Annotated in this window: 10 protein-coding genes and 1 pseudogene; 8 read left to right on the top strand and 3 right to left on the bottom strand. The window is 56.5% G+C overall.

Features of this window, described 5'->3' with window-relative positions:
- Positions 1 to 295 precede the first annotated feature (295 nt).
- Positions 296 to 1516 carry an MFS transporter gene (locus ACIPF8_RS13730; protein WP_400421765.1) on the top strand — a complete coding sequence of 407 codons (1221 nt, stop codon included), beginning with the start codon at positions 296 to 298 and terminating at the stop codon, positions 1514 to 1516.
- 80 nt (positions 1517 to 1596) lie between these two features.
- On the opposite strand, the gene ACIPF8_RS13725 is transcribed toward ACIPF8_RS13730, so the two are convergent.
- The 3 genes from ACIPF8_RS13725 to ACIPF8_RS13715 form a co-directional block, all read right to left on the bottom strand.
- Positions 1597 to 3081, bottom strand: coding sequence for an efflux transporter outer membrane subunit (locus tag ACIPF8_RS13725; RefSeq protein ID WP_400421763.1), 1485 nt, complete (start codon positions 3079 to 3081; stop codon positions 1597 to 1599).
- 2 nt (positions 3082 to 3083) lie between these two features.
- Positions 3084 to 6323, bottom strand: coding sequence for an efflux RND transporter permease subunit (locus ACIPF8_RS13720; RefSeq protein WP_400421761.1), 3240 nt, complete (start codon positions 6321 to 6323; stop codon positions 3084 to 3086).
- A 69-nt stretch (positions 6324 to 6392) separates the two neighbouring features.
- A complete protein-coding gene (locus ACIPF8_RS13715; protein WP_400421759.1) occupies positions 6393 to 7604 on the bottom strand; it encodes an efflux RND transporter periplasmic adaptor subunit in 1212 nt (403 codons plus the stop codon).
- A gap of 473 nt (positions 7605 to 8077) precedes the next feature.
- On the opposite strand from ACIPF8_RS13715, the pseudogene ACIPF8_RS13710 reads away from it, so the two are divergent.
- From ACIPF8_RS13710 to ACIPF8_RS13680, 7 genes and pseudogenes are all read left to right on the top strand, one after another.
- Positions 8078 to 8224: pseudogene (locus ACIPF8_RS13710) on the top strand (TetR/AcrR family transcriptional regulator); the annotation flags it as partial.
- A gap of 117 nt (positions 8225 to 8341) precedes the next feature.
- Entirely contained in the window at positions 8342 to 8701 is a 360-nt protein-coding gene (locus ACIPF8_RS13705) for a TetR family transcriptional regulator C-terminal domain-containing protein (protein ID WP_400421887.1), read from the top strand.
- 643 nt (positions 8702 to 9344) lie between these two features.
- Complete coding sequence (locus ACIPF8_RS13700) at positions 9345 to 9875, top strand: fimbrial protein (RefSeq protein ID WP_400421757.1); 531 nt, start codon at positions 9345 to 9347, stop codon at positions 9873 to 9875.
- A gap of 40 nt (positions 9876 to 9915) precedes the next feature.
- Positions 9916 to 12444, top strand: a complete 2529-nt coding sequence (locus ACIPF8_RS13695) for a fimbria/pilus outer membrane usher protein (protein ID WP_400421755.1) — start codon at positions 9916 to 9918, stop codon at positions 12442 to 12444.
- Between the two features lie 30 nt (positions 12445 to 12474).
- Complete coding sequence (locus tag ACIPF8_RS13690; protein WP_400421753.1) at positions 12475 to 13233, top strand: molecular chaperone; 759 nt, start codon at positions 12475 to 12477, stop codon at positions 13231 to 13233.
- Positions 13230 to 14276: a fimbrial protein gene (locus ACIPF8_RS13685; protein WP_400421751.1), complete on the top strand. Its 1047-nt coding sequence runs from the start codon at positions 13230 to 13232 to the stop codon at positions 14274 to 14276. Before ACIPF8_RS13690 ends, ACIPF8_RS13685 begins: the two co-directional genes overlap by 4 nt.
- A 295-nt stretch (positions 14277 to 14571) precedes the next feature.
- Positions 14572 to 15267 carry a response regulator gene (locus ACIPF8_RS13680; RefSeq protein WP_400421749.1) on the top strand — a complete coding sequence of 232 codons (696 nt, stop codon included), beginning with the start codon at positions 14572 to 14574 and terminating at the stop codon, positions 15265 to 15267.
- Positions 15268 to 15483: the final 216 nt, after the last annotated feature.

Genomic DNA, 15483 nt, shown 5'->3' with positions numbered 1-15483 from the left:
ATTTTGATTGATTAAATTTATGGCAACAATAGCGTTGTGCCGTGTCCATGAAACTCATCGCTCGCGCATCCGCATGGCATGCCTCATGTCAGAGGCAAATTCGATCACTTATCTTTACGAAAGTGCGTAAAAGCAACACGCAAAACGGGTATCATTTGGATAAGCTTTCTACCCGAGGCTTTCCGCGACGTAGTCGCTCATTTCGGTCACTTACCCAGTTTGCCGCCTTCAAAGAGTTATCATCATTTTTAACGCCTTTCGCCAATTTTTCCTGCGCAAGCTATCGGCCGATCCGATGCTGCGCCATCACGACTTCCGCCGCTTCTGGTTGACCACCACTATCGCCAGTTTTGGCGAACAGGTCAGCAGCCTTGCGATTCCGCTGACGGCGGTACTGCTGCTGCACGCCACGCCGGAGCAGATGGGATTGCTGATTGCCTTGCAAACCTTGCCGTTCGCGCTGTTTTCGCTGCCGGCCGGAGTCTGGCTGGATCGCCGCAGCAAGTATCCGGTGCTGCTGTGGTCGGAATTCCTGTTCGGCTGTGTGCTGGCAGTGATTCCCATCAGTTATTGGCTGGGCCTGTTGTCCATGCATGTGATCTATGCGGTGGGTTTCCTGATGGGGATAGGTTTCGTGATCGGCGGTAGCGCCTCTCAGGTATTCGTGGCGCAACTGGTGGGGCGCGAGCAATTGCTGGACGCCCAGGGCAAGTTCGCCGCCACAGATTCGATGGCGCGCCTGATCGGTCCCGGCATTGCCGGCATGCTGGTGCAGCTATTGACGGCGCCGGTGGCGGTGCTGGTGAATGCCATCAGTTTCTTGCTGTCGTGGTGGAATTTGCGCTACCTGAAAAAGCGCGATCCTTATCCGGCGCCATCCAGCCGTCATCCGTTCCGTGAAATGGTCGATGGCATCAAGATGGTCAGGAATCACGAAGTGTTGTGGGCGTTGGCCTGGGGTACCGCGCTGTGGCAAATTCTGTTCAACGGCTATCTGGCGCTGCAGATTTTGTTCGCCACGCACCAGTTGGGCATGTCGCCGGGATTGCTGGGCGCCGCGCAAACGCTGGGTGGCCTCGGCGTGCTGGTCAGTTCCATCTTGCTCAAGCCGCTCTCGCGGCGTTTCGGCAGCGGCCGCACCATCCTGATCGGCCTTGGCGGCACCGCCGCAGCGTGGTTGCTGCTGGCGACGATTCCATCCACCATTTTCGGCTCATCCTTGCTGAGCGCACTGGCTTACGGCGTGGTGGTGTTTGTGTTCGATTGCAGCGCGATGCTGTATTTCATGCCTTACCTGGCTTTGCGCCTGAAGCTGACGCCGGATGCATTTCACGGCCGCATGGTGTCGACCATGCGTTTCATGACTGTGGCTGCGGCGCCGTTGGGCGCCTTGTCGGCCGGCTGGATCGCAGAACATCTTGGCGTGCGCAGTGGCCTGATCGCCATTGCGACGGGCGCCAGCTTGCTGACGTTCGGTTTGCTGAAGACTTCGCCCTTGCGCGATATCCGGGATTGAATGCCGCGCGTTGCAGAGTTCTAGTCAGGCGAAAAAAATGGCGATGCCTTGGCATCGCCATTTTAGATTGACAAGACAGCTTACCTGGCCAGCGCCAGTGCCGGCGATGTTGCGGCGGCAGCTGCGACAGGCGCAACAGGCGCAACTGCGGGGGCAGCGCCAGGTGTATTCCAGCCGCCGCCCAAGGCCCGAATCAGGCCGACTGCCGCCACCGCGCGCTGGCCGACGCTCTGGCTCTTGGCGCGCTGCGCGGACAAGCTGGAACGTTGCGCATCGATCACCTCGAAATAGCTGGTAGAGCCATTCCGATAGCGTGAGTCGGCCAGGCGCGCAGCCAGTTGCGCCGACTTCACGGCGTCTTCCTGGAAGCGAATCTGGTTATCCAAGGTGCGCAATGCGCTCAGATTGTCCTCAACATCCTGGAAGCCGACCAGCACCTGTTGCCGGTAGTTGGCCACCACTGATTCATAATTGGCATCTGCCTTGGCCAGGTTGGCCTTGTTGCGGCCGCCGTCCAGCAGCGGCATGTTGAGCACGGAGCCGAGCACCGGTCCCAGCAGCCAGCTACGACTGGACCATTGGAACAGGTTGTGCAACGCATCCGAAGCAAAGCCGCCCGAAGCGGTCAGCACCAGGCTCGGGAAGAAACCGGCCTTGGCGACGCCGATGCGAGCACTGGCGGCAGCCAGCTGACGTTGCGCCTGGGCGATGTCGGGACGCCGTTCCAGCAGGTCGGAGGGCAGGCCAGGCGGCACGCTGACCGTTACCGGCTGCAGTGGCGCGGTAGCCAGCGTGAACTGGGCCGGCGCCTTGCCGAGCAGGATCGCCAGCGCATGGTCGCGTTGGGCGCGGTTGCGGCTCACACCTTCCTGTTCGGCCTGGGTCACTGACAGTTCGGTCTGGGCTTGCGCCACATCCAGTTCGCTGGTGTCGCCGGCATCGTAGCGATGTTGCACCAGCCGCAGGTTTTCCTGGCGCAGCTTGATGGTTTGTTGCAGCACGTCGAGTTCCGAATCGAGCGAACGGATCGCAAAGTACTGCTGGGCGACGTCAGCCTGCAAGGCCAGAAGCACCGAGCGATAGGCCGCTTCCTGTCCTTCAACATCAAGGCGGGCGGCGCGGCTGCTGTCCGACAAGCGGCCGAACAAGTCGACTTCATAGGAGGCGCCCAATTGCGCCTGCCACTGAGTGGACGTGGAGGCGGCCGTACCCTGGCGGGTCGGGCCGAAGGCGGCACCTAGTTGGAAGGCGCGGTCGGCATCGGCCAGGCCGGCGGTGGCGCGCGCTTCCTTGACGCGCGCCAAGGCCATCACCAGGGTCGGGCTGGACTGCGTGGCATCGGTAATCAGCTTGCTGAGTTCAGCATCGCCAAACACCGACCACCAGGCGCCGCGGTCCGCGGCATGGGCAGGTTGGGCTACCTTCCAGCTACCATCCAGCGCGGCCGCTTCCTTGTATTGGGCCGGCGTATCGACCGCCACCTGTTCCGGCGGTTTGGTGGTGGAGCAACCGGCCAGCACCAGCGCCGCCATCATTGCCGTCAATTTTAGATTAAAGCGTTTCATATTCAGGCTCCTTCAACTTGCGCGGTATGTGCGATCGCAGGTGCAGGCGCAACGCCGCCATGCGGGGCATGTGCCGGGCCGGTGTAGGCCTCGGATTCATGCTTGCCGGTTGTCCAGCGCGATGCCAGGGTGCGCAACAGTACGTAAAAGATTGGCGTCAGGAACAGGCCAAAAGCCGTCACCCCGATCATTCCCGAGAACACCGCAACTCCCATCGCATGGCGCATTTCAGCGCCGGCGCCGGAAGACAGGATCAGCGGTATCACGCCGGCAATAAAGGCGATCGACGTCATCAGGATCGGCCGCAAGCGCAGGCGTGCAGCTTCAATCGCAGCGGCATAGATGCTGCGTCCCTGTAGTTCCAGCTCATGCGCGAACTCGACAATCAGGATGGCGTTCTTGCACGCCAGCCCGACCAGCACGATCAGACTGATCTGCGTGAAAATGTTGTTGTCGCCACGCGTCAGCCAGACCCCGGCAATCGCCGAGAGAATCCCCATCGGTACGATCAGCAACACGGCCAGCGGCAAAGTCAGGCTTTCATACTGTGCGGCCAGCACGAAGAACACCAGCAGGATCGACAGCGGCAGGATGATGAACAGCGTGTTGCCGGCGATCTTGTCCTGATAGGTGATTTCAGTCCATTCGTAGCTGATGCCGCGCGGCAGGGTTTCGGCCGCGATGCGCTCCACCACTGCCTGGGCCTGACCGGTGCTGTAGCCCGGCGCCGGGCCGCCGTTGACATCGGCGGACGGGAATGCGTTGTAGCGCACCGCCTGATCCGGGCCGTAGCTTTGCGTCATCTTCAGCAGCGACGACAGCGGCACCATTTCACCCTTGTCGTTGCGCGCCTTCAGCAAGCCGATATCTTCAGCATGGGCGCGGAACGGCGCATCAGCCTGGACCCGTACCTGGAAGGTGCGGCCGAATTTGTTGAAGTCGTTCACGTACAGCGAGCCGAGGTAGATCTGCAAAGTGTCGAACACAGCAGGAATCGATACGCCCAGCTGCTGGGCGCGCACCCGGTCGACATCGGCATACAGTTGCGGCACATTGATCTGGAAGCTGGAGAACATGCCCGCCAGTTCCGGTGCTTTATGCGCTTTCTCCATGAAGGCCTGCAACGCATCGTTCAAGGCCTGGTTGCCCAGCGCGCCACGGTCTTCGATCTGCAGCTTGAAGCCGCCGATGGTGCCAAGGCCCTGTACTGGCGGCGGCGGGAACACGGCGATGAAGGCGCCCTGGATCGCGGAGAACTTCTGGTTCAACTGCTGTGCAATCGCGACGCCGCTTTGATCGGCGCTACGGCGCTCGTCGAACGGCTTCAGCGTGGTGAACACGATGCCGGAGTTCGGGCTATTGACGAAACCGTTGATCGACAAGCCAGGGAAGGCCACCGCCGATTCCACGCCAGGCTGCTTCAGCGCGATCTCGGACATCTTGCGCATCACGTCCTCGGTGCGGTCCAGCGAGGCAGCGTCCGGCAACTGCGCGAAGCCAACCAGGTATTGCTTGTCCTGCGCCGGGATGAAGCCGTTCGGCACGGTGTGGAACAGCAGCATGGTCAGGCCGATCAGCACGGCATACACGCCGAGCGCTGCAGACTTGCGCTTCAGGATCCCGGTGACGCCTTCGCCGTACGAAACCGAGCCGCGATGGAATACCCGGTTGAACACCGAGAAGAAACCGCCGAAGACGCGATCAATGGCGCGTTGGAAACCGTCCTTCTTGGCGCCGTGGCCTTTCAGCAGCAACGCAGCCAAGGCCGGCGACAGGGTCAGCGAGTTGAATGCCGAGATCACGGTCGAGATGGCGATGGTCAGGGCGAACTGTTTGAAGAATTCGCCGGTCAAGCCGCTGACGAAAGCCAAAGGCACGAACACTGCGCACAGGGTCAGGGCAATCGCGACGATTGGTCCGGAGACTTCGCGCATCGCCTTGTAGGTGGCTTCCTTGGCAGACAAGCCATTTTCGATATTGCGTTCGACGTTTTCCACCACCACGATGGCGTCATCGACCACGATCCCGATTGCCAGCACTAACCCAAACAGGCTCAGCGCATTAATCGAGAAGCCAAGGCCCATCATCACCGCAAAGGTGCCGATCACCGAGACCGGCACAGCCAGTAACGGAATGATCGAAGCGCGCCAGGTTTGCAGGAAGATGATCACCACGATCACCACCAGCAGGATCGCTTCCAGCAAGGTGTGCACCACGGCTTCGATTGACGAGCGCACGAATTGCGTCGGATCGTAGACGATCTTGTAATCGACGCCTTCCGGCATATCCTTCTTCAGTTCGGCCATGGTGGCGCGCACGTTGTCGGAAATTTCCAGCGCGTTGGAACCGGGCGCCTGGAAGATCGGGATTGCCACCGCTTGCTTGTTGTCCAGCAGCGAGCGCAATGCGTATTCGCTGGCGCCGAGTTCGATACGGGCCACATCTTTCAGATAGGTCACCACGCCATCGGGCGAAGTGCGGATCACGATGTTGCCGAACTCTTCTTCATTAGCCAGGCGGCCGCGTGCATTCACCGAGATCTGGTAGTTGACGCCAGGCACAGCAGGCGAGGCGCCGATCACGCCGGCGGCGACATTGACGTTTTGCTGGCGGATGGCGTCGACTACATCGCTGGCGGCCAGGCCGCGTTCAGCGACCTTGCGTGGATCAAGCCAGATCCGCATCGAATAATCGCCGGAACCGAACAGTTGCACCGAACCGATGCCGGGCAGGCGCGCCAGCCGGTCCTTGACGTTCAGCACCGCGTAGTTGCGCAGGTAGGCCATGTCGTAGCGGTCGTTAGGCGACAGCAAGTGCACCACCATGGTCAGGTTGGGCGAGCTCTTGACCGTGGTCACGCCCAGCCGCTGCACCACATCCGGCAAGCGTGGCAAGGCCTGGTTGACGCGGTTCTGCACCAGCTGCTGCGCCAGGTCGGGCGAAGTGCCGAGCTTGAAGGTGATGGTCAGCGTCATCAGGCCGTCCGAGGTGGCTTGCGACGACATGTAGAGCATGCCCTCGACGCCGTTGATCTGTTCCTCGATCGGCGTGGCGACGGTTTCCGCGATGGTTTGCGGGTTGGCGCCTGGATACTGCGCCTTGACGATCACCGAAGGCGGAATCACTTCCGGGTATTCGGAGATCGGCAGGCTGAACATGGAAATCAGGCCGCCGATCAAGATGATCGCCGATAACACGCCCGCGAAAATGGGGCGGTCGATAAAGAATTTAGAAATATTCATGGTGTGGGGCTCTGCTGGGTTTGGGCATCGATACGATTCGGTATGGCAGGAAAATCGTCGGCACCCTTGTTATTTAGCTGTAGCCACGGCCAGTGCATCCTTCGCCGGAGCGAGCTCTGCACCGTTCATCGCTACCGTCACCGGTGTGACTGTGTCGTTGGGGCGGATCCGCTGCAAGCCGTTGACCACGATCCGCTCATCTTTCTTGAGGCCGGAACGGACCACGCGCAAGCCATCGACGATCGGTCCCAGCTTGATCGCCCGATAGGTGACCTTGTTGTCGGCGCCCAGGACCATTACGTATTTTTTATCCTGGTCGGTACCGACTGCCTTGTCGTCGATCAGCACCGCGGTTTCCGCCGCCGCGCCGCCGGTGCGCACGCGGGCGTACATGCCCGGAGTGAGCGTGCCGTTGGCATTGTCGAACACGGCGCGGACACGCATGGTGCCGGAAGCCGTGTCGAGGCGGTTATCGAAGGACTTGATCTGTCCTTGATGCGGATAGCCGTCTTCGCTCGCCAATCCAATCGACACCGGCAAGTGGCTGACGCCGGAGTTGCCTACCGCGCCGTTGGCGGCGTAGCGGATGTAGGTTTGCTCATCCACTTCAAAATTGACGTAGACCGGCGATACCGATACCACGGTGGTCAGGGCAGGGGAACTGACACCTGCGCCAACCAGATTGCCTACCGTGATTTCGGCGCGCGAAACGCGACCGCTGACCGGCGCGGTAATCGCGGTGTATTGCAGGTTCAGGCGCGCGGTCTGCACAGCGGCGTCTGCTGATTTCAGGTTGGCGTCGGCTTCGAGCAGTGCATTGTTGCGTTGATCCAGTTCGCGCTGCGCAACGGCGTGTTCTTCGATCAGGCGGCTGGTGCGGGCCAGTTCGGTTTTTGCCAGCGACAATCCGGCCTGGGCGCCAGCCTGGGCAGCAACTGCGCGCGCCAGGTCAGCCTGGTAAGGACGCGGGTCGATGGTGAATAGCAGGTCGCCTTTCTTGACCAGTTGCCCCTCCTGAAAGTGCACGGCGTCGATCGTGCCGGAGACACGGGGCCGTATCTCAACCCGGTCGATGGCTTCCACCCGGCCGGAAAAATCGTCCCATTCAGTAACTGATTTTTCCAGGGCCGCCGCCACCGACACCGATGCCGGCGGTGGTGCGCCTTCGGCTGGTTTGGCGGCGCGGCTGGTAAGCGTAAAGGTGCCGGCAGCGGCGATGATGAGGATGCCGACGGCGATGGCAATTGCCTTGCGGGAAAATAATGGCGTCGAGGTTTGCATGTGAGGCTCCTGATATCTTTAAGGAAAATTGCGAGCTAAATAACTACAAAGCGAATTACAAAGCGAAATACAAAGCGGAATTCAAGACAGACTTCAAAGCGAATCGGAAACAAGTTGCCGGTTGATGGCGAAAGAGGTTGCGCGGGTGCCATGTCGTGATGGCGGGGCGCCGGTCAATGCCGGTCTGACCCCGGATTAGCAATATAGAGTTGGGTGGCTGGCAGACGATAGACGCTTCCTCTGAGCTTCTTGCCTGATCCTCCAAACATCACATTTCCATTTGTTAATTGACATGTATCCCATGCTGAAAATCGGCCTTCCAAAACCGGATTTTTATTTCTATGAGACAATCCGATTCCCGTTTTCCAACTATCGTTTCTCTAAAAACGCCTATTGAATAGTGATCACTATGAATTAGTGGTGGACTGTATCGGGCTTGTTTTACGCTGTCAAGTGGTTTAATATCGATCACTATGGAAATGACACAAAGTAAGCCGCGCAAGAAGCCCGGCCGGCCCTTATCCTTCGATCGTGACCAGGCGCTTGAGAGCGCAATGTTGGTTTTTTGGCGATTCGGGTATGAGGCAACTTCGCTCAACGACCTGACGGCCGCGATGGGGATTACTCCGCCCAGCCTGTATTCGGCATTCGGCGATAAAGAACACCTGTTCCTGGAAGCAGTGGAGCGTTATCTGCAGAAAAAGCCGTGCTTTCTGGCATCGATCTCCGCCGAAAAGCTGACTGCAAAGGAAAGCATCCGCAGCTATCTGGAGGTCATCGCCGTCTCGCAAAGCGATCCGAACCAGCCGCCCGGCTGCATGGTGGTGACTTCAGCTACCAACTGCACCGCCGCAGATTCGCATGTACAGGAAGTGCTGGCGAATTATCGGGAACAGATGGAAACGGGTATCCGCACGCGCCTCGACCGTGGCGTCGAGGAGGGCGATCTGGCTGCCGATACCGACACCGCCGCGCTTGCCAGTTTCTATGTGACGGTCATACACGGCATGTCGACCCAGGCGCGCGACGGCGCTGCGCGTGAGAAATTATTGGCTATCGGCGCGCAGGCGATGCGGGCCTGGCCGGATGTGATTTAAGTTGCATGTTGTTTTCGGCGCGGCGCACACTGCTGGCGCCCGCGTCGTTCCTGCGATCTGCAGTGCCTATACTTGTCTGCAGTAAGGGTAGTGCTCGCTAGTTTTTCCTCATCTTCATTCTCATTCCTCTCCGGCGCAGATCACACGATCAATGGCGGCTGTACTGCGCATTTTTGTCGCAGCAATACAACATTCCTCTTTAGCCTTTCAATCAAGGCCCGCGATTGTTTAGCTTGATTGTTTACAAGCGCCCAGCGCAATTCGTCACCAAATCCATCTCCTTTTTGCCATTGCGCCGTCATCCGGTTGCCTATGCGGATATCGCGTCCGCGTTGCTGGCAAACGCTTTCAGGCTGGAAGAGCAGGAGAAGGCATCCGGAGAGCCGCACGATGCAGCTTCAATTAGTCGGAATTTTCCAATGGTAAATCTCGCGGAATGTCACGATATTTAACAAATTAATAATATTTTTGGGACAAATCTGATGTCCGGAAAAACATCCAAGAACAATACTTCGGCCTAACTGAATGTCAGAAATTTCTGGGGCTGTAACTCATCAACGAGTATCGACAGAAGTCATTCAGCAAAGTGATCCTGCAGCCTGGATCTCGTCTCAAAACTGTTTTTATTAAGTCAAATTTCAAAATGAAAAAATTAGTTGCTGCTACTGCTGTTATCGCGATGTTCTCCTTTACTCAAGGCGCTTTTGCTCAAACTGCTCCTGGCGGCTCGGGAACTATCAAATTCACGGGCGAAATCGTTGCGGGTGCTTGCGGTATTTCTCCTGGTACTGCCGATCAAACCGTACCGCTGGGGCAAGTGCCAGTAAGTTTGTTCACTAATGCCGGCGATCGCTCCAGCCCTGAAAGTTTTGACATTGTCTTGACTGATTGCAATACGGCGGTTGCCGGGACTGCTAAATTCACATTTAGCGGTCAGGCTCCAGTTGCTAAGCCAGACTTGTTCGCGGTTAACGGTGGCGCGCAGAATGTTGGCCTCCGCCTGCAGGCAAGCAATGGCGACAACCTGAATAACGGCGTTATCCAGGCCAATGAGATCAAGCTGCAAAATGGCGACAACACCGTAACTTTCAGCGCAATGTACGAAGCGATTACCGCTGACGTTGTGCCTGGCGAAGCGGATGCGACAACCAACTTTATCGTTACCTATCTGTAATAGCTGACTACTAGCGGTTAACCCAAAAAAAAGGGGGGCAATGCCCCCCTTTTTTGTCGAGAGCTTCAATAGTTTCCAGAGGGTATTGGTTGTGTCTTATCGTCAGTTCCTGCTTTTAGCTACATTGTTCTCTGCCAGTCAGGCGGGGGCGATTGAGTTCAACTCCATTTTCCTCAATGTTGACGGTAATGCCGACGTCAACCTGGAGCAATTTGCCCGCGCCAACTATACGGCGCCGGGAACATACATGCTTGACGTGACGGTGAACAAGCAATTCTACGCGCAGCAATCGATCGAATTCCGACTGGATGAGAACGGTGAAGATACGTTCCCATGTTTGCCTGAACAGTTGGTTGCCAAATTTGGCTTGAAACCGAAGGTGTTTGCCGAACTGCCACGTACTGCCGTGGGCGCTTGCGTGCGTATGGAGGCAAGCGATAATGTCGTCATCAAATACATTAAGAAAAGCGGACGTCTGGCCATCAGTATCCCGCAGGTGATGTTTGAGTACGATGATCCCAATTACATTCCACCTGCCGGCTGGAGTAATGGCGTAGATGGTCTGATGCTGGATTATCGCGTGATTGCCAATACACGTCGCTCCAACCTCGACGGCAGCAGCAACCAGGTCAATACAATAAGCAGTTACGGTACAGTCGGTGCCAATGTAGGTACCTGGCGTTTGCGCGCCGACTATCAGGCGCAGAACAGTTCCGGCGATCAGAGTTTTGGTTCGAGCAATAAAACATTCCAGCTTAACCGGTTGTATGCTTATCGTGCCTTGCCTCAGATCCGCGCCAATCTGACACTGGGCGAAAGTTATTTGAGCTCCGATGTGTTTGATACGTTTGCTTTGCGTGGAGTGACGCTGAGTAGCGATGATCGGATGCTGCCCCCTAACTTGCGCGGCTATGCGCCGTTGATTAACGGAGTGGCGCGCACCAACGCAACGGTTACTGTGTCTCAGCAGGGGCGGGTGTTGTATTCGACCAAGGTCAGTCCAGGTGCTTTTAGTATCCAGGATCTGAATAGCGCGGTGCAAGGCACGCTGGATGTGACCGTGCTGGAGGAGGATGGCACAGAACAGAAGTTTACTATTGCGACTGCAGCGGTGCCTTTCCTGTCGCGCCAGGGCGAGTTGCGTTACAAAGTGTCGGCTGGCCAACCGCGTCTGTTCGGCGCAAACGGCATTACCCCGACCTTCACTGCCGCAGAAATAGCCTATGGCTTGCCGTTTGACTGGACTGTGTATGGCGGCATGATCGCAGCCTCCGGCTATAGTTCGCTGGCTGCCGGTACGGGCAAGGATTTTGGTGTTTTCGGTGCCTTGTCTGCCGATGTCACGACCGCGCGCGCCAAGCTTTGGTGGAATGGCCAGAGCACAAGAGGCAATTCCTATAGGCTGAGTTATTCCAAACATCTAGATCGGCTCGATACCGATTTGCGTTTTTTCGGCTATCGCTTTTCCGACCGCACCTTTACCAATTTTTCGCAGTTCGTCGGCGACGCGTCGTCCTATGCCTTCAACGCCGGCAAGCAGCGTTACACGCTATCGCTGGCGAAGCGGTTTTCCGGGATAACAACTAGCCTTTCGTACGATCACTCGACATACTGGGACGTGACGCCCGCCGATCGTTTCGGATTGATGCTGGCACGCACGTTCTCAATCGGCACGCTGAAAAACATTAGCATGAATTTGTCCGCTTACCGGACTAAAGACTATACCGGCAGCAATACGCAAGTCTACGCAGGTTTGACGATTCCGCTTGGCGAAAGATCGACGTTATCGACCAACGTGCAAAACAGCAGTTATGGTGGAACGACGACTTCCGTCGGCTATAGCGGCGACAACGGAAATGGGGTCAATTATCAATTGTATGGTGGTGTCGGTGCTCAGAATCCTTACGTGAGTGCCTATGCGGCTAAACAAACCTCGTTCTATCGCGCTAGCGCTTCCGTGTCCGCTGACTCGAATAATTACAACGCGGCGTCGGCAGAAATTGATGGCTCATTCGTCATTACAAAATATGGCGTGATGCCGCACGGCAGAGGGTCAAATGGCAGCACCCGTCTACTGGTGTCAACTGACGGGGTGCCAGATGTCTCTTTCTCGGGGCAGGTGCGCTCCAACAACGCGGGGTATGCCGTGATTGACAGCCTGCCGCCATTCCAGGCCTACACCGCTCGCATCAATATGAATAAATTGCCACTCAATACCGATGTCGGCAATCCGGTACAACGCCTCGTACTGACGGAAGGGGCCATTGGCTATATCAATTTCTCGGTTGAGAAAGGGCGTAACGCTTACATCATCCTGGGCCAAAGTGGGGGCGGCGACGTGCCATTTGGCGCTTCGGTACAGGACAGCAAGAGCAACAAAGAAGTTGGCATTGTCGGCGAACACGGCGTTACGTATCTGACTGGAGTGAAGGGCGATGCCCAATTGGTGGCGCGTTGGGGGAGTGACCAAGTTTGCTCGCTGGGACCGTTACCGGATGAGCAGGAAATGACCGGTGTCGCAACCCCGGTAGCGTGTCAGGCTGTGATGCCGGACGCAGACAAAAAATGAAAGTTATTTGGGAAAATAAAGGATTTCGATATGAACGTTAAAATCGTGAAAACAGAAAAACATACATTCTCCAGACAAGCGGCACAGTTTCTGGTGGCGCTACTGGCGAGTGTACAAATGCTGGCGCATGCAGCGATTGTGCCCGACCGTACGCGAGTTATTTACAACGACGGCGTACAGTCTGTCAGTGTGACCATCACCAATAAAAATGCAGTGATGCCATATGTCGTGCAAACTTGGATCGAAGATGAAAAGGGAGTCAAGATCACGACACCTTTCATGGTGCTGCCCCCATTGCAGCGCGTTGAGCCGAGCGATAGCAATGTTCTGCGTATAGCTAAATTGCCGGGCGATAGTTTGCCAAAAGACCGTGAGTCGGTGTTTTATCTGAACATCCGTGAGATACCTCCTAAGAGCGACGCGGTCAATTCACTGCAAATTGCCTTGCAGTCCAAACTCAAGTTGTTTTACAGGCCGCAAGGTGTTCAACCCAAACGCGGCGAAGATATTGGTCTGCGTCTCAATCTGCAACTTGATCCCGCGACGAAGACGGTTGCGATCGACAATCCGACGCCGTTCTACGTTTCTATGGTTGGTTTGTTGGCCGGTGTTGAAAAGGCCAAGTTGCCAATGGAGTCTGTAATGATCAGCCCAATGAGCAAGGTCGAAGTCGCCGTGAAGGACGTGAATTTCAGTAAACTGTATGTGTCGCACATAAATGATTTTGGCGGCCAAACCGATACTGAGTTCGCCTGCAGCGCGAATATCTGCAAGGGCGTGCAGCCATGAAAGCCGTGAGTCGCCCGACGCAATCGATGCGGAGGGCAATATTCCAGTTGTTGCTGCTGTGCTGCGCCTGTTTCTTTTCGCAGTCGGCGCAGGCCTTGTATTGTAACTCCTTGACCGATGGCAGCTATCTGACGGAATCGATCGGGCCTGTCTCTGTGCCGGATTCTTTGCCGGACGGCACCATCATCTGGATTTCAAAAACCCATTCCATTCCAGCTAAGTGCTGGAAGATACATGACTTACATTTTACCGAGGACGATCCGATTTATTTCTATGGCAATCCGGCTGGTTTAAATACCTTGGGATGGGGTATCGAATTCGGCCTGCTGTACAGAGGCACCTATGCCTGGGATGGCGACTGGAGTGCAACGCCGCGTGACGGCGTATTTAGTGGATTCACTTCTCCCGGCTGCCCAGGCGCTACCAACGATGCCCAAATGCTAGCCTGTTCATTGGTGCAGCCGGTGATTACATTTCAGGTGGTGATTCGCAAGCGCGGGCTGCTGCCATTCCAGCGTCCGCCCCAGGATACTTACGATGTCTTTCAGTTTGATGGCCAGTACGGGATGAATGGTGGTCCGAGTAATCCTGTCGGAAATTTCCGTTATCAGCTGAATGGCTTGCAAAATATTGTCGGCACGCCGTGTACTGTTGACGTTACCGTGACGCCGGAGCCGGGCATCATCGATTTCGGCCAGGTGCAAAAGAACTCCACTGGATTTTCTCCGCCGAATCCGACCAAGCCGTTCAGCCTGGCGTTGAACAAGCAGTGCAACAGCTCAGTCAACATCGGCGGCTATTTCAGTACGGTGAATCAGAGCGGCCCAAACACCATCCTGCCTGCTGCCGATAGTCAGTTCGGTATCCAGATCAAAGATGCCGGCGGCAATCTGATGCCAATTAACGAGCCATTCCCGTTGGCCAGTTTTGCGGCTGATGTCAGCCACATCGATGTGCAGTATACCGCAACCATGGTGCCGCTTGGCGACCCGCAAATAGGGCCGTTCGAAGCGATTGCTGTGGTCCAGATTATTTATAACTAAAGATTAATTCTCTGCCGGCTTATTGCCTATTCATTGATTGAGTGGCGATGGTTCGGCCTTAACGGAAGTTTCAGATATTGCGGGAGATGGGCACGGGCATTGTAGTTAAATAATCAATGCTGAGAGATGAGTGGTGTGAATGTTAATTGTTGTATGATGGTGCCTTAATGCTCCGGCAAGGCCGTTGACTGAATCGGTTTTTCCGTTTTTGTCATTCCCAGTGCCCTTTTTTGGGGGCGGCCTGGATGGCTTTCGATAACCAGCACAAGTGGCTATTGAATAAGGCAATAACATCATGTTGCACCCTGCTTCAAAAAACATCCGTATTGCCATGCTGGACGATCATGCGATTGTCAGGCATGGCATGATGCTCAGGTTTTCCAAAGAATCTGATTTCGATGTGGTCGGCGTCTATGCTACCGGCCGCGAAATGATTGAAGGCTTGCGCAACGCGCCGGCGGAAATCCTGCTGGTCGATTATTCTCTCGGGCCTACCGAGATCGATGGCATCAATTTACTCCAGGTATTGAAAATCAAGGCGCCGGCGAGCAAGATACTGGTCGTGTCGGCGCACAATAATCCCGCCACAGTCGAATTGGCCATGCGTGCCGGCGCCAAGGGGTTCGTTGCCAAGGCCGAGCAATTGTCGACGTTGGTTGATGCCATCCGCGTGGTTGCCGCCGGCGGCATTTATGAGGAGGCGACTGCGGCACACTCGCCGGAGGAGCCTCGCGCTTCGGTCCCGGCAGGCGCAGCGATGGTCGATCCGGTCGCCGCAGTCGATGCGGGTTTAAGCGGCCAAGCCTTGTCGCCGCGCGAGCGCGAAGTGATCCGTTGCTGCCTTGACGGCATGTCGGTGATCGAGATCGCCAAGAAATTTTCCAAAAGCCGCAAAACCATCAGCACACAAAAGCAGGCCGCAATGAGCAAGTTGGGGTTGCAGAGCGACAGCGAATTGTTCGCATTGCGCGATCGCGGAGAGATTTTTTGAGTGACCGATCGACGGGCGCTCGCGCCTACGTGGCTGCATGTCAAAATATAAATGAATTTCCTGTCTGCGTTTAGGACAATCCCGATATGCCTTGTTCGTGAACTCGGGCAAAATGATTCTTGTGGTCAATTTGTTACAAATGGTGTCGCTTGATATTGATGCAAGCCGTCCCCAGGATCGGCAAATTGATGGAGCGTCCTGAATGTCTTGACGTGG

This window comes from Collimonas sp. NPDC087041 (genome assembly GCF_044745265.1).
In the GTDB taxonomy this organism is placed as follows: domain Bacteria; phylum Pseudomonadota; class Gammaproteobacteria; order Burkholderiales; family Burkholderiaceae_D; genus Collimonas.
This window is presented reverse-complemented; position numbering and strand designations above follow the sequence as displayed.

Bases quoted from the DNA above. Each gene is read 5' to 3' on its own strand.
- ACIPF8_RS13715 (WP_400421759.1), bottom strand. From the start codon at position 7,604: ATGCAAACCTCGACGCCATTATTTTCCCGCAAGGCAATTGCCATCGCC.
- ACIPF8_RS13685 (WP_400421751.1), top strand. From the start codon at position 13,230: ATGAAAGCCGTGAGTCGCCCGACGCAATCGATGCGGAGGGCAATATTC.
- ACIPF8_RS13730 (WP_400421765.1), top strand. From the start codon at position 296: ATGCTGCGCCATCACGACTTCCGCCGCTTCTGGTTGACCACCACTATC.
- ACIPF8_RS13695 (WP_400421755.1), top strand. From the start codon at position 9,916: ATGCCCCCCTTTTTTGTCGAGAGCTTCAATAGTTTCCAGAGGGTATTG.
- ACIPF8_RS13690 (WP_400421753.1), top strand. From the start codon at position 12,475: ATGAACGTTAAAATCGTGAAAACAGAAAAACATACATTCTCCAGACAA.
- ACIPF8_RS13720 (WP_400421761.1), bottom strand. From the start codon at position 6,323: ATGAATATTTCTAAATTCTTTATCGACCGCCCCATTTTCGCGGGCGTG.
- ACIPF8_RS13680 (WP_400421749.1), top strand. From the start codon at position 14,572: ATGTTGCACCCTGCTTCAAAAAACATCCGTATTGCCATGCTGGACGAT.
- ACIPF8_RS13700 (WP_400421757.1), top strand. From the start codon at position 9,345: ATGAAAAAATTAGTTGCTGCTACTGCTGTTATCGCGATGTTCTCCTTT.
- ACIPF8_RS13725 (WP_400421763.1), bottom strand. From the start codon at position 3,081: ATGAAACGCTTTAATCTAAAATTGACGGCAATGATGGCGGCGCTGGTG.